The sequence below is a fragment of the Streptomyces sp. NPDC006743 genome (assembly GCF_040703815.1).
Lineage (GTDB): Bacteria > Actinomycetota > Actinomycetes > Streptomycetales > Streptomycetaceae > Streptomyces.
Genome location: NZ_JBEYJA010000091.1, coordinates 1 through 13053 on the forward strand (window position 1 = coordinate 1; position 13053 = coordinate 13053).

At 70.8% G+C, this 13053-nt stretch carries 12 protein-coding genes and 1 pseudogene; 10 read left to right on the forward strand and 3 right to left on the reverse strand.

All coding sequences use genetic code 11. From position 1 onward, the window contains the following. A partial coding sequence (locus ABZ719_RS35780; RefSeq protein ID WP_366729346.1) for an NmrA family NAD(P)-binding protein occupies positions 1–717 on the forward strand: 717 nt, incomplete at its 5' end. Between the two features lie 34 nt (positions 718–751). Here ABZ719_RS35780 and ABZ719_RS35785 read toward each other — a convergent pair. Next, positions 752–868 (reverse strand): annotated as a pseudogene (locus ABZ719_RS35785) (AraC family transcriptional regulator); the annotation flags it as partial. Between the two features lie 230 nt (positions 869–1098). Between ABZ719_RS35785 and ABZ719_RS35790 the strand changes: the two are divergent. The 4 genes from ABZ719_RS35790 to ABZ719_RS35805 all read left to right on the forward strand — a co-directional run bounded on the left by ABZ719_RS35790 (position 1099) and on the right by ABZ719_RS35805 (position 3407). Continuing rightward, positions 1099–1788, forward strand: a complete 690-nt coding sequence (locus tag ABZ719_RS35790; RefSeq protein WP_366729347.1) for a DJ-1/PfpI family protein — start codon at positions 1099–1101, stop codon at positions 1786–1788. A gap of 62 nt (positions 1789–1850) precedes the next feature. After that, positions 1851–2168 carry a hypothetical protein gene (locus ABZ719_RS35795; RefSeq protein ID WP_366729348.1) on the forward strand — a complete coding sequence of 106 codons (318 nt, stop codon included), beginning with the start codon at positions 1851–1853 and terminating at the stop codon, positions 2166–2168. 469 nt (positions 2169–2637) lie between these two features. Continuing rightward, positions 2638–2940, forward strand: a complete 303-nt coding sequence (locus tag ABZ719_RS35800) for a DUF3817 domain-containing protein (RefSeq protein ID WP_366729349.1) — start codon at positions 2638–2640, stop codon at positions 2938–2940. Beyond that, positions 2937–3407 (forward strand): DUF6010 family protein, encoded by a 471-nt coding sequence (locus ABZ719_RS35805; protein ID WP_366729350.1) that lies wholly within the window; start codon positions 2937–2939, stop codon positions 3405–3407. Before ABZ719_RS35800 ends, ABZ719_RS35805 begins: the two co-directional genes overlap by 4 nt. Positions 3408–3616: 209 nt before the next feature. Here ABZ719_RS35805 and ABZ719_RS35810 read toward each other — a convergent pair whose 3' ends face one another. Next, positions 3617–4534 carry an endo-beta-N-acetylglucosaminidase H gene (locus ABZ719_RS35810; protein ID WP_366729351.1) on the reverse strand — a complete coding sequence of 306 codons (918 nt, stop codon included), beginning with the start codon at positions 4532–4534 and terminating at the stop codon, positions 3617–3619. A gap of 447 nt (positions 4535–4981) precedes the next feature. Here ABZ719_RS35810 and ABZ719_RS35815 point away from each other — a divergent pair, with 447 nt between their 5' ends. The 5 genes from ABZ719_RS35815 (at position 4982) to ABZ719_RS35835 (ending at position 10970) form a co-directional block, all read left to right on the forward strand. Next, positions 4982–5482 carry a hypothetical protein gene (locus ABZ719_RS35815; protein ID WP_366729352.1) on the forward strand — a complete coding sequence of 167 codons (501 nt, stop codon included), beginning with the start codon at positions 4982–4984 and terminating at the stop codon, positions 5480–5482. A gap of 1194 nt (positions 5483–6676) precedes the next feature. Beyond that, positions 6677–6913 carry a hypothetical protein gene (locus tag ABZ719_RS35820; protein ID WP_366729353.1) on the forward strand — a complete coding sequence of 79 codons (237 nt, stop codon included), beginning with the start codon at positions 6677–6679 and terminating at the stop codon, positions 6911–6913. Positions 6914–7460: 547 nt separating this feature from the next. Next, on the forward strand, positions 7461–8486 hold the full coding sequence (locus ABZ719_RS35825) for an alcohol dehydrogenase (RefSeq protein WP_366729354.1): 1026 nt from the start codon (positions 7461–7463) through the stop codon (positions 8484–8486). A 690-nt stretch (positions 8487–9176) separates the two neighbouring features. Next, positions 9177–10091 carry a YceI family protein gene (locus ABZ719_RS35830; RefSeq protein WP_366729355.1) on the forward strand — a complete coding sequence of 305 codons (915 nt, stop codon included), beginning with the start codon at positions 9177–9179 and terminating at the stop codon, positions 10089–10091. 225 nt (positions 10092–10316) lie between these two features. Continuing rightward, positions 10317–10970 (forward strand): YceI family protein, encoded by a 654-nt coding sequence (locus ABZ719_RS35835; RefSeq protein WP_366729356.1) that lies wholly within the window; start codon positions 10317–10319, stop codon positions 10968–10970. A 723-nt stretch (positions 10971–11693) separates the two neighbouring features. On the opposite strand, the gene ABZ719_RS35840 is transcribed toward ABZ719_RS35835, so the two are convergent. Continuing rightward, positions 11694–12824, reverse strand: a complete 1131-nt coding sequence (locus tag ABZ719_RS35840; RefSeq protein ID WP_366729357.1) for a class I SAM-dependent methyltransferase — start codon at positions 12822–12824, stop codon at positions 11694–11696. Between the last annotated feature and the right edge of the window lie 229 nt (positions 12825–13053).

The window sequence follows — 13053 nt, forward strand, 5'->3', positions numbered from 1 at the left end:
GATCTCGACCGGCCCGGCACACTCGACGCGGCGATGGCCGGTGTCGACACTCTTGTCCTGATCACCCCGTCGGTCCCCACGCAGGAGATCGCGGCCATCGACAGCGCCGTCGGCCAGGATGTGAAGCACGTCGTCAAGATCACGAACCACAAGGCGACGGACGACTCCCCCGTCGGCCGCCGCCGGGATCACGCACGCATCGAGGCTCACCTCAGAGCGAGCGGCCTGCCATACACCCTGCTCGCCCCCAACCTGCTCATGCAGAACCTGTTCTCCATGGCTCCGATGATCAAGCGGACACACGGGTTCGTGATGTCTGCCGGCGACGGCCGGTGCGGCATGATCGATTCACGTGACGTGTCCGCGGCCGCGGCGGCCGTCGCAGCCGACCCCGCCGGCCATGAGGGGCGCACCTACCTGCTGACCGGTCCTGAACTCGTCACCTACGCCGGCGTCGCCGCCGAACTGTCCCGCGCCCTGGGCGAAGAGATCGAGTACCGCCGGCTCACGCCCGGCCAGCACCGCGAGGCCATGGTCCAAGCTGGGTTTCCCGAGCCGGTCGCCACCTCCAACGCCCAGGTCTTCGGACTGATCGCTGAAGGAGATGCCGCCTGGCTGTCCCCTGACGTCACCAGCCTCACCGGGCAGAAACCCCGCAGCCTGCGAACCTTCCTCACGGACCACGTATCCGCATTCAAGCCGACCATGGACGTGTGACCTGGGGCGCGTGACGTGCGATGTGTGACTTGGGTCCGGAGTCGATCTCGTCGTGTGCGGCACGGCCCCCGACCTGATAGCCGGGTCGCTCGTCGGGCAGGCGGGTCCGGGAGAAGACCTCGACCGGAGTGGACACGTCGAAGGGGATCATCCGGTCCAGCACGAGAACGGCGACGGCGTGCGGGGGCGGAACCCGCCTTCCCCCTCCGCTCGACGGTCCGGGACCGATACCCGACGGCTCCCCGTCTTCACAGCTCACGGCCGCCTGGAGACGCTTGGCGTTTTTCCGTTGAAACCTGTCACTAGTGCCACTGGGCGATCATTGCGGCAGCCGGTTGACTTCGGAGTGTCCGATGGAGAACGCCCCCGAAGGAACCTTCCATGCACATTCAGGTCGTCCTGTTCGACGGTTTCGACCCGCTCGATGCCATCGCCCCCTATGAGGTGCTGTACGCCGGCGGCACGGCCTCGGACGGGGCGGTGACCGTCGAACTGGTCACCGCGGAGGGCCCCCGGGAGGTGGTCAGCGGCACCGGAGGACTGGTGCTGCGCGCCGACGGCGCCCTCGACCTGGAGCGCGCGGACATGCTTGTGGTGCCCGGTGCCTCCGGCCGCGTGGGCGAACCCGGTGAGGTCCCGGACGAAGAGGCGAGCGACGGCGAGTGGAAGCAGGACGAGTTCATCCCCGTACTGCTGGGCCGCACACTGGACACCGGGCTGCCCGCACTCCTCAAGCAGGCGATGGACGACCCTGACATCACTGTCGCCACCGTCTGCGGCGGCTCGCTCGTCCTGGCCCTGGCCGGCCTGCTGGAGGGGCGCCACGCCACCACCCACCACATGGGCCTCGACATGCTGGACGCCACCGGTGCCCACGCGGTCCGCGCCCGCATCGTGGACGACGGCGACCTGGTCACCGGCGCCGGCGTCACCTCGGGGCTCGATCTCGGACTGTACCTGCTGGAGCGTGAGGTGGGCCCCCGCGTCGCGCACGCCGTCGAAGAGCTCTTCGCCCACGAACGGCGCGGCACCGTCTGGCGCGCCCAGGGGCCGACGCCCGGCGCCTTGTGAACCCCGGTCCTTCGCAGATCCTCCGCTCACCCTCCCCTCGCACAGACAGGAAACACATCGGCATGTCCGTCGAAGGCACCTGGAACCTGTCCATCTCCACCCCCATCGGCAAGATTGAGGCCGTGGTCGAACTCCGTGACGAGGACGGCGTCCTGACCGGCGTCGCCCACGGAGCCGGCGAGAGCGTACCGCTCGTCGACATGACTCTCGCCGGCGACCGGCTCACCTGGAAGCAGGCCGTCACCAAGCCCGTCCGGCTCAACCTGGCGTTCGACGTGACGGTCGACGGCGACACCCTCCAGGGCACCTCCAAGGCCGGCCGCCTTCCGTCCTCGAAGGTCACCGGCGAGCGCCGGACCGTCCCGGAACACCGCGCGTGACCAAGCTCCTTCTGCCCCTGCACGTCCTGGCCGCCGTCGCCGCCGGCCCGGTCACCGCCGCCGCGGGCACGAGTCCCGCGACGCTGCGCCGCGCTCGGCGGCTCCGCCGACGGCGACGCCCGCACCCGCTGGGGACGCTGCACCGTGACTGCCGGATCTATGGGGGCACCGGCACAGCGGTCCAGCGGTTCTCCTCTTCGGCCTCGTCACGGCCGGCAGGTCCGGTGTCCTCGGTGACGCCTGGCTGATCGCCTCCATCCCGCCGACCGCGGCGGCCGCCGACCCACCGGCACCACTGATCCTGTCCACCCAGGACCGTGCTCCGCCGAGGCGACGGGCTCCGCCTCGCCGTCGCAGGCCCTCGACGCCGGGCCCCGTCTCGCCATGGTGACCGGCGTCTTCACCCTGCTCTGAGCCACCGTCACGTACTGACGACCATTCGTCCCGGCTCCACCACCGGAGTGTGACCATGCACCTGCGCTCTCCGCGCCATCTGCGCATCGCTGCTCACGCCGAGCTGATCTCCCTGATCGCGATGCTGGCCAATGTGTTCACCGTCCACCTCAAGTCCGTTTCCTCCTTGACGGGCCCCACCCACGGCTGCGCCTACCTGTTCGTCGTGTTCGCGACCTGGCGCCTCCCGCAGGCCACGGCCGCCGCCAAGGTCCTGGCCCTCGTTCCCGGCGCCGGCGGGCTGCTCGCGCTACGGCGACTCGACCGCGGCGATCCGGCCCGCGCCGCCCGGACGGAAGAACAGGTCGTCCCGTCATGAACTTCGTGTCACCCGTGATCGTCGGCACCCTCTACTGCCTGCTGATGTCCCTGATCGCAGAACCGCACCGGCGCCGTTTCAACGCCATCATGGTGGGCGGAGCCGGCGCCGCCTATCTGAGCGGGGGCGGATTCGGGCCGTGGGAGATGCCGTTCGTCGCCCTCATGGCCTACGTCGCCTACCGCGGACTGGACTCCTGGACCTTCATCGGCATCGGCTGGCTGCTCCACACGGCATGGGACGTCGCCCACCACCTCGACCTCCATCCGATCCTGCCCTTCGCCCACGACTCGTCCCTGGCATGCGCCATCTGCGATCCGGTCATCGCCCTGTGGTGCTTCCGCCAAGGGCCCTCCCTGATCGCGTTCGTCCGCCGCTCGTTCGCATCTCTCAGGCCCAGCCGGACAGCGGAACACCCCGACGACCGCGTCTCCAGCCCTTCCCTTCCCGACCGCACCGGCATCTGACGGTCGACCGTCGTCGAGCCGCTCCGGAGAACCCTCGCGCAGCCCGCACCGGTCTGCTTCGGACGCCCCAATTCCCCCCTGGCGAGCCGACGTCAGTGCGTGCGGTCGCGCCACCCGCATCCCTGCCGAACGCGCGAGCGCCCGGGGCGCGGGCCTACGGGGTGCGGCAGACCCCGACGGGATGACTGGTGCCGGGGAGTGCGTTCGGCCTACCGCGCGTAGACGGCGTCACTGCCGTACAGCTCCCTGGTGAACGCGGAGACATCGGCGCTGCGGTCGGAGCCGTCCAGGTTGTACGTCAGGTAGACGCCGTACCCCTCCGCGACCGTGCGGCGGGCCAGGGCGGCGGCTGTGCTCTTCGAGGTCCCGCCGATCTCGACGGCCGCCGGCGAGAGTTTCGACTTGGGCAGGGCGATGCCGGGGACCTGCCAGGTGCCGTAGTACGGGTTCCAGGCGTAGTCGAACATGGACGAGACGTCGACGCCGCCGTAGGACAGGCGCGACGCGGCCGGGCCGATGTTGTAGAGACTGATGATCTTGTCCGGCATGTCCGCGCGCAGTGCCGACACCAGGTACACGAATGAGCTGGCGTTGGGCTGGCCGGTGCCGTTGTTGCCGTACTCGGCGTACTCGTCGTCGAAGTCGATGCCGTCGAGGCCGTACTTGGCCACGGCGTCCGAGAGTTGCTTCGCGAACGTCGACGCCGCCTGCCGGGACGGGAAGTTGGCGAAGCCCGCGCCCTGGTGGTTGCCGAGCACCGAGAGGACGACCTTGATGCCCTTCTGCTGCAACGGCCGTATCTGGGTGGCGGCGTTGTCGAGGACGCGTTGCACGTTCTCGTTGAAGTACAGCGTCGCCGCCTTCGTGCTCGTGTCGTAGTTGATGTTCGCCGCGAAGATCACGGCGATGTCGAAGACGTTGCCGCCGCCGTTGGCGAGGGTGTACTTGCCGACGTTGAGCATGCTGTTGTTGTTCACCTCGACATAGGCCACCGAGGTTGGTCCCTGTTTCGCGCGAGCGGGGGCCGCTGCCGCGCCGGTCGTGAGGGTCGCGCTGAAGGCGAGGGCCGTGACGGCCAGGAGCGCGAGCACGGCCGTCCGCACTCTGCTCCGCACCGGAGTGGACATCGTTGATCGGTCTCCCATCGCATGGAGCGGCGCCCGGCCTGTCCGCAAGCGCCGAGTGCCCCGATCCTTCCGCTCCCGCGACGAAATCCCCAGAACCGCGCGAGAGCTCTTCACGACTCCCACACCAACGGCAGACCATGGGGTATCGGCATGTCACAGGGGATGCGACCGAGCTCGTCACCGGTAGGGGGCAAATCCGGCGGCAGGGGTCGAGTCCGTGTCCGGTGCGACCGCGTCGATCGGGGAAGCGCCCCCGGACCGGCTTCTCAACCGGCCCTCGCGGCACCGCGATCGTTCCACGAACGAAATCCGCATCTCAAACGATCCCTAGGTCTTCGCCATGGGTTCCCAAATTCCGGCCAACACACTGTTCCCGCCCCTCCGACCGTGTCACGCTCCCTCCAGGGGCCGTGCGCCCGCACGGTCCGAGGGGGAGGACTCGGAGCCTTGGAAATCCGACACATCGCCAAGTTGGGCGTCGTCGCGTGCCTCGCGTTCGCCGGTGTCACACTCGGGACCACCACCGCATCCGCCGAGGTCTGGGGTGGCGGCTGCCGCGCGTACATCATGGAGCCGGGCGACGTCGAAATGGACTCCTGCGCCTACGCAGCGGACACCAGCAACAGCTGGAACAGCACGCGCATCTACCCGGATGTCAGCACCGTCGAGCATCAGTGGAACCCCGGTGACCCGGACCAGGTCGATCCGTGCGCACAGCTCATGCGCGTCAACCCCGACGGCTCGCTGACTCAAGTCCACGACTTCGTGTGTGGAGGCTGGGTCGGGCCGGGGCAGGGCGGACCGTCGCAGAACGAGTGGAAGGGCACGGACCGCGCATGGTCCGCCCCGGCCGGCGGCACCTATGTGGTGCAATCCGGATACTGGGCCACGGTCAACGGCCACTACGGCTACTACGGCAACGTGCAGTCTCCCCGCATCTACACCTGACACGCGTGTGTCGTCACGCCAAGTGAGCAGGCAGCAGTCCGTCCCGCTGACACACCGTACGAATCCGCCTCGGCCCGCCATGGGCCGGGCCGGGCCGGCGTTTCGATGCACAGGAGCGGCCGGCTCTCCGATCGGACCCTGACCTCTTCAACCCGCACCGAGGGCTGCGGTACGCACACGGCGCGCTGAGCGCCTGAACGGCAGCAGTTCCGCGAGGCATCACGTCTCCAGGCCGGGCAAGGGTTCACCCCGGGCGAGGCAAGCGCGCTGTCCGCCCGCCTGGCGCGGAGAGTGCGGGCGCCGACCCGAGGACGGTCCAACCGGCCGCGGCCGGGGCCTGGCCGGTGTGCCGGCGGCGCGACGGGCTGCTGCCGCACATGTCTGCCACGGGAGGCGGCGCGCGCCTCCGGCACAGAGCGGGCGAGCGAGCCGCGTGCCGTCAGTGCGATCGTGCTTGTTCCGCTGTGACGTTCACGGTCCGGGACAGGTGGTTGCTCCGGATCCGCTCCAAGACGACAGGATCAGCCGGGGATCAGCCCGGGATCAGCCGGGGATCAGCGGGCGTACGCCTGGGAGACACGCGGCCTGTTGAGCACGGCGACGGACCAGGCCGTACCCGTCCTGGGACTCCAGGCGTCCGGGCTCCGTCGCGAAGGAGGACGTCTCCGGGCTGCCCCAAGCGCCTTTCGGACGCGGAGGTCTCTGCGGCTGTTGGGTGAAGCGCACGACAGAGCGTTGCCGCACACTCCGGCGATACATGCCACCCTGGCCGGCATGCCGAGTGACGACGTCCGCCTTCGCCTCCACCTGGATCTGGGGTGGCGCGCCCGAGACGTCTGCCGGCCGCGGACGACATCCCAGCCCCGCACACCGCCGGTCGGAAGGCGGACATGGCCGCTCTCGGCGAGGGCACCAGCACCACGTACGTACACGTACGTCGCCGGTGAGGCGCGATCCGGGGGCCGTGTGCGGGCAGAAGGACGGAGGGACAGCCCGGGCCGGTGCGCTGGGCGACGACACCCCGTGGCACGGCATCGAGGAGGACGAGAGCGGCCGGAACCGTCACCGCGGCGGCGATCGCCTGTGCGGCCCGCCGGGCGACGCGAGCACCGCACGGCACTGCCCCGGACCCCGGCATGCCACCGGGGCACGTCGCCCGCCCCCTGGCCCCCGAGCGCAGACAGGAGACCGCCCGTGACCGCCACACCCGAGGGCCGCGACTGGACCCGGATGAAGCGCGCCGACTTCGACGACCGCGCCCCGCTCGACCTGGTCGACGCGGCCGTGTGCCGGCCGGTGCCCGCCGTGCCCGACGAATGCGGTACACAAGCACTGTTCGGGAAGGACCCGAAGCCCGAGCGTCCCCGCCGCACCCGCGCGCCGGCCCCACCACCCACCGAGAACACCGAGAACACCGACACCTTGTTCTGAGCCAGTCCTCGAGTGCAGACCTGAGTCTCCGGGCGTGCTACCGAAAGGCCGCACGGGCCGCCGGGCGTTCGGTCTCCGACGACGGGGCGCCGCGGCCCCGGAGGCGGAGGGCGTCGCGGTCCCGTGCCCGCCTGTTCCGACGTCGGTCCCGCTGCCCGTGGCCGTCAGGGGCAACCTGCCACCCGGCAAGCGGCCCCTGTCCTCATGTCCACCGCACTGACCTCCACTGAGAGCCCAAGGTCACCATGTGCGTGATGTCGCCCCGGTTCCGACGCGACCACCTGCTGACAGTTCTCAGCAACGTTCCAGGGGGCTGAGGTCCCAGGCCGCTCTCCGAAACCGCCTCCGGGCGCTCCCCGATCTCACCCTACGCAGCCACCATGCTGCTGGGCATGCTCCGCGCCCCCAGAGCCGGTCTGAGGCCCTTCGGAAATGGCAGCGTCGTCTCAGCTCAGGGCGGCCCCGGCCGGCTCGGCGCGCGCGATCGGCCGCGAGCTGTTGTGCTGGATCGGGTGGGGGCCGTCGTACCCGTTCCCCGGAGACACAGATGAGTACCTACCGAGTCGCGCAGGTGACCGCCCCGGACGGCGGCTTCGAGCTGGTCGAGCGCGAGGTTCCGCGACCCGGCCCGGGGCAGGTGCGGATCGCAGTCGAGGCGTGCGGGATCTGCCACAGCGATGCCCTCTTCGTGAGCGGCGGACTACCGGGAGTGTCGTTCCCGGAGGTTCCCGGACACGAGATCGCCGGGCGCCTGGAGGAGCTGGGGGAAGGCGTGGAGGACCGTGGCTGGCGGGCCGGCGACCGGGTAGCCGTCGGGTGGTTCGGCGGCAGCTGCGGTCACTGCCGGCCCTGCCGCGAGGGCGATTTCGTCGTCTGCCCGAACCTGACGGTGCCGGGCTGGGCCTACGACGGCGGCTTCGCCGAGAAGGTGATCGTGCCCGCCGACGCCCTGGCCCGCGTCCCGGACGCGCTGGCCCCGTCCGACGCCGGGCCCATGGCCTGCGCGGGCGTCACCACGTACAACGGGCTGCGGCGCAGCTCCGCGCGACCGGGTGACCTGGTCGCGGTGCTCGGCCTCGGCGGCCTCGGGCACCTCGGCGTGCAGTACGCGGCGGCCATGGGCTTCGAGACCGTCGGGATCGCCCGCGGGGCCGAGAAGGCCGACTTCGCCAAGCGGCTGGGCGCCCACCACTACGTCGACAGCACCTCCGGCACCCCCGTCGACGAGGCGCTGCGGTCCCTCGGCGGCGCCAGGGTCGTGCTGGCCACCGCCGGCAACTCCGCTGCCATCACCGCCACCGTGGACGGCCTGGCCCCCCGAGGGGAACTCGTGGTCATCGGCGCGGACACCGCGCCGCTCGGCATCAGCCCGGCCCAGCTGCTGATGACCGGCCGCGTCGTGCGCGGCCACCCGTCGGGCACGTCGCAGGACGTGGAGGACACGATGGCCTTCAGCGCCCTGCACGGCCTCCGTCCCATGACCGAGACCGTTCCGCTGGACGACGTGGACGAGGCCTACCGCAAGATGCTCTCCGGCGGGGCCCGCTTCCGCATGGTCCTGACCCCCGGCTGACACGGCACCCGGACCGGCGCCGCGCCCGCCGCGACCGGCACCCGCGCCGGAGCGCCGGGGGTGCCTGCCGCCAGGGTCCCGCCCGCACCGGCGCCCGGCGGTTCTCCGAGCTGGGGGCACCCGACGGAAGGCAGGGCGCGGTGACCCGGACGCTGCCAGAGCCGGTGCTCACCACCTCCGCGCCCGACCCGGCGCTGCCCGCCGGGCGAGGCGCCGGGCCGACGCTGCCCGCCGGGTGGGGCGCCGGGCCGACGCTGCCCGCCGGGTGGGGCGCCGGGCCGGGAGGAGACGGCCACCGTGCCCAGCTCGCCGTGTCCCCAGGCTCCCGGTCTCCTGGCCGGGAGGCGCTGCCTGCCCGCCTGTGTCAGGTCCGTGATGAAACCGCACACCGGTTGTGAATATCACGGCCCCTTTGCGTGTTCTTCACCACAGCATTGCTGCAAAGCAACGAAGTCGAGGTGTGTCGATATGGTTGGCCGATGTACTGATATGTGGCCCCGCGCCCGCCGACAAGAGGGTTGAGCAGCTTCGACATCGAGCCGAGTCGCCTGCGCGCGGGGGGCTTTATGATCGTCGACGAACTACTGACTCCGCGTCCGTCCTCTCGTCGCCGACGGTTCTTGGCGACCGCGAACGTCTCGCAGTGAGCGGGTCGTCTGACGCTGACGCAGGTGAAGAAGGGTGGACTCCATGGCTCTCGGGCTACTCCGTCGTCGGCGCTCCCGTGGTGCTTCCGGTGCCGGAGGGAGCATCTCGGTCCCCCTGCCGCCCGGCGCCGGGGCGTTCGGCTTCGAGGTCCTCGATCCCATGGGGCAGCCCATGGGCGGAGCCGAGGTCACCGTGACCGCCCTGGACAGCCACCGGGTTGCGACGCGTGGCACCACGGATCCCCACGGCTACTTCATAGCGACGCTGCCACCGGGCTCCTACAGCGCGATGGTCGCGGCCGAGGGCCTGTCACCCGCCCGTGAGAACCTCGACATCACCGCCGGCGCAGCCCTGCCCCCGATGCGCGTCGCGCTCCAGCCCGCCCGCCAGATGGAACTTCCGACGGCCGGAACCTGGCTGTTCGATCCCCCGCACACCGCGATCCGGTTCATCGCCAAACACGTGGGCATGGCCCATGTCCACGGGCGGTTCACCCGCTTCCAGGGCGGCATCCACGTCGCACCGGACATGGCCGACTCACACGTGTCGGTGCGCATCGACGCCTCCAGCGTCACCACGGGCAACAACACCCGCGACAACCACCTGCGTTCCGCCGACTTCCTGGACGTGGAACGCTACCCGCACATCGACTTCACCAGTACCCGGTTCGCCCACCGCGGCGGCTCCAAGTGGACCCTGCACGGCACCCTCACCATGCACGGCACCAGCCGTTCCGTCGGCCTCGACACCACCTATCTCGGGATGGTCAACGGAGGCTACGACCAGGAACTGCGCTGCGCGGCTCTCGCGAAGACCGAACTCCACCGGGAGGACTTCACCCTCAACTGGCGCTCCATGCTGGCCCGCGGCATCGCCGTCGTCGGTCCGACCGTCCAACTGGAGTTGGACGTACAGGCGATGTACCGCACCCACGACACGCCCACGCCACCGCAGTAGACCCTCACCCGGGGCGTCCGACGGCGGGTGCTGTCCGACAGGTGTGTCGCGTGTCGCGGTCGTTCATGCGGTGCTGATCGAGGCCGTCCGGCAGCGCACCTCCACATCGCGTCGCCGTTCGACCGTCGGCCGCACGCGCCCCGGACGGGACCACCGATGCGGCTGGGCAGTGCCCGGCGACACCTTGACAGCACAGAGCGAGCAGATGGGAAGGGGCTCAGGATCATGGGTATCTTCAGCCGACGCCAGACCGCCCTCGGCGAACCGACCGCGGCTGCCGACACCGGCGCCTCCGTCGCGGAGGCAACGCCCAGGGCTGCCGCGCTCGACCCGGCGCTTCGGGCCTTGACCGGGCGGTGGACCATCGACCGCCCGCACAGCCGCATCGGATTCTCCGTGCGGCACGCCATGGTCACGACGGTCCGGGGGGCTTTCACCGAATACGACAGCACGTTGTACTTCGACGGAGCCCGGCCCTCCGAGTCGCGGGCCGAGCTCGTCATCCGGGTCGCCAGCGTCGACACGGGTGTGGAACAAAGGGACGCGCACATCGTCGGCCCTGACTTCTTCGACGCGCGTCGCCACCCGGAAATGGTCTTCCGCAGCACCTCCACCCTCCACGAAGGCGGAGAGACCTTCCGCATGACCGGGGACCTGACCATCCGTGACGTCACCCGGCCCGTCGACCTCCAACTCGACTACCTCGGCTCGGTCCTGGATCCTTTCGGCTACGAGCGGGCCGGCTTCGACGGCACCACCACCATCGACCGCACCGAGTGGGGCCTGGTCTACAACCAGCGCCTCAAGACAGGAGGCGCCATGGTGAGCGAGAAGGTCCGACTGCAGTTCGACATCTCCGCGATCCGGTCGACCTCATAGGCGGCGTTGCGGTACCGACCCGAGTCGCTGCCGCGGGCGCGGGCGCGGCGGGCGGCGAGGCGTCCGGCCTCCGTGCCGGGCAGGCGCTGCACGGTGGCGGATGAGACACCGGCGAGCAGCCCGCCGCGGTGGTTGCCGTGGTCCCGGACGGCGGCGGCCTGACGCGGGCCGCGACGGTGCAGCGCCTCCACGGGCAGCGGCCCGAGCCAGTCGGCGCCGCCGACCGGGCCGCGGGCGCGGGCGAGGACGCCTCCCCGGGCCGGGGATCCCGCCGGAGGTGGTCGCGGCGACCGTGATCGTGGCCGACGCCGCTGCCGACGCGGACGTCGACGCAGAGGCAGAGGGGGGACGGCCCTGGCCCTGAACATCTCTGCCGGGTGCGCCGCGTCGCTGCCGTCCGCCGGCCGGCGGAGTGGACCGTGCTCGGTCTGCGCGGGGAGCCGTCGGGCGCGGGACAGAGGAAGAGGGTCGGTCATCGTCTGGTGGTGACCGACCCTCTTCGTCTCGCGCCCCGACCGTCGTTCAGGGGCGGTGCAGGCCAGGGCGTCCGTCACGTCATCCGCGGCCTCCCAGCAGCAGGACGGCGGCCTGCTGCGGGTTGGAGTCCGCCGCCTCCCCTCCGGCGCAGCAGGTGAGGGCCCATCCCGTGAACGTGGCGAAGTCACCCACGCGATCAGGTGGTGAACCGAGAGGCGGGATGCCGATTCGTGGTCCGCGTGCGGGTCATGCTGTCAGGCGCCAGAGGGACGTGGTTTCGGCGCTTCGTGCTGTATGGAGTGGGTCGGTGGCGTCTGTGGCGCGCGGGTGGCGGGGTTTCGTGTCGATCTTGTCCACGACGCGGAGGTGAGCTGCCTGGAAGGTGTCGAGCAGTTGCTGACGTGTCCGGAGGCCGAGGTGTTCTGCCAGGTCGGACAGGATGAGCCAGCCTTCGCCGCCTGGCCGGAGGTGGGCGGACAGTCCGGCGAGGAAGCTGTGGAGCATGGTGCTGTCCGGGTCGTAGACGCCTTGTTCGATGAAGCTGGTCGGGCGGGCGGGGAGCCAGGGCGGGTTGCACACGATGAGGTCGGCGCGGCCTTCGGGGAACAGGCCGGGGCCCGACACGTCGATGCGGTCGGTCAGCGCCAGCCGGTGAGCGTTGTCCTTGGCGCAGGCCAGGGCGCGTGGGCTGATGTCGGTGGCCACGACGCGGTTGATTCCGCGGTGGGCCAGGACCGCGGCGAGGACGCCGGTTCCCGTGCCGAGGTCGAATGCTGTGCTGGTGGCGGGACGGTTCCGGGTGGCCGGCGGGAGTGGGGTGCGGGCGACCAGGTCGACGTACTCACTTCTGACGGGGGCGAACACGCCGTAGTGGGGATGGATGCGGGTGCCGAGGGCCGGCACGTCGATTCCCTTCAGGCGCCACTGGTGCGCGCCGATCACTCCCAGCAGTTCGCGCAGAGAGACCGCGACGGGTCCCTTCGGCGGTCCGTAGGCTTCCAGGCACGCCTGGCGGACGTCAGGAGCCCGGCGCAGCGCCAGCCCGTAGTCGTCGCCCAGCAGCACCAGGAGCTTTCCGAGGACGCGGGCGCGGTGACGGGTGGTGCGTCGGTGCAGGTGGAAGGACTCGCTCGGGGTTGTGCCGGGCCTGGGCGTGGTGCGGTCGATGCGGCGGCCCATCGCCTGCAGCAGTTGCCGGGCGTTGTGGAAGTCGCCCTGCCAGAGCAGAGCGGTTCCTTCGCACGCTCGGCGGTAGGCGTCGTTGGCCTTCATCCGGTCGTCGGCGACGACGATCCGCTGGGGAAGAGGGGCGGCGTTCTCGGAATGCCAGCGGGCGGATCGGCGGGTGTGGTTCTCGGTCCAGCGGATGGTGGACACCAGGTACTCCTCGTGGTCGAGCGTGCAGGGGCACGAAGAGCACTTCGACGAGGAGCAGACTGAGAGCTGCGGACAGAGGGGAGTCCGATCAGCTCGCGGCATCTGGCGCGTGCGGTCGCAGGGCGCCGGAAGGTCCTTGTGGCGGAGCTGTCAGGGCCTTCCGGCGACGCCGCGAGCGTGCGTGCCGGGCGTCGCGAGCCGGGGGGCCGGGGGCGGGTTTTTTATGCAG

Coding starts and splice junctions, on each gene's coding strand:
- ABZ719_RS35790 (WP_366729347.1), top strand. CDS start 1,099: ATGCACATTCAGGTCGTCCTGTTCGACGGTTTCGACCCGCTCGATGCC.
- ABZ719_RS35795 (WP_366729348.1), top strand. CDS start 1,851: ATGTCCGTCGAAGGCACCTGGAACCTGTCCATCTCCACCCCCATCGGC.
- ABZ719_RS35800 (WP_366729349.1), top strand. CDS start 2,638: ATGCACCTGCGCTCTCCGCGCCATCTGCGCATCGCTGCTCACGCCGAG.
- ABZ719_RS35805 (WP_366729350.1), top strand. CDS start 2,937: ATGAACTTCGTGTCACCCGTGATCGTCGGCACCCTCTACTGCCTGCTG.
- ABZ719_RS35810 (WP_366729351.1), bottom strand. CDS start 4,534: ATGTCCACTCCGGTGCGGAGCAGAGTGCGGACGGCCGTGCTCGCGCTC.
- ABZ719_RS35825 (WP_366729354.1), top strand. CDS start 7,461: ATGAGTACCTACCGAGTCGCGCAGGTGACCGCCCCGGACGGCGGCTTC.
- ABZ719_RS35830 (WP_366729355.1), top strand. CDS start 9,177: ATGGCTCTCGGGCTACTCCGTCGTCGGCGCTCCCGTGGTGCTTCCGGT.
- ABZ719_RS35835 (WP_366729356.1), top strand. CDS start 10,317: ATGGGTATCTTCAGCCGACGCCAGACCGCCCTCGGCGAACCGACCGCG.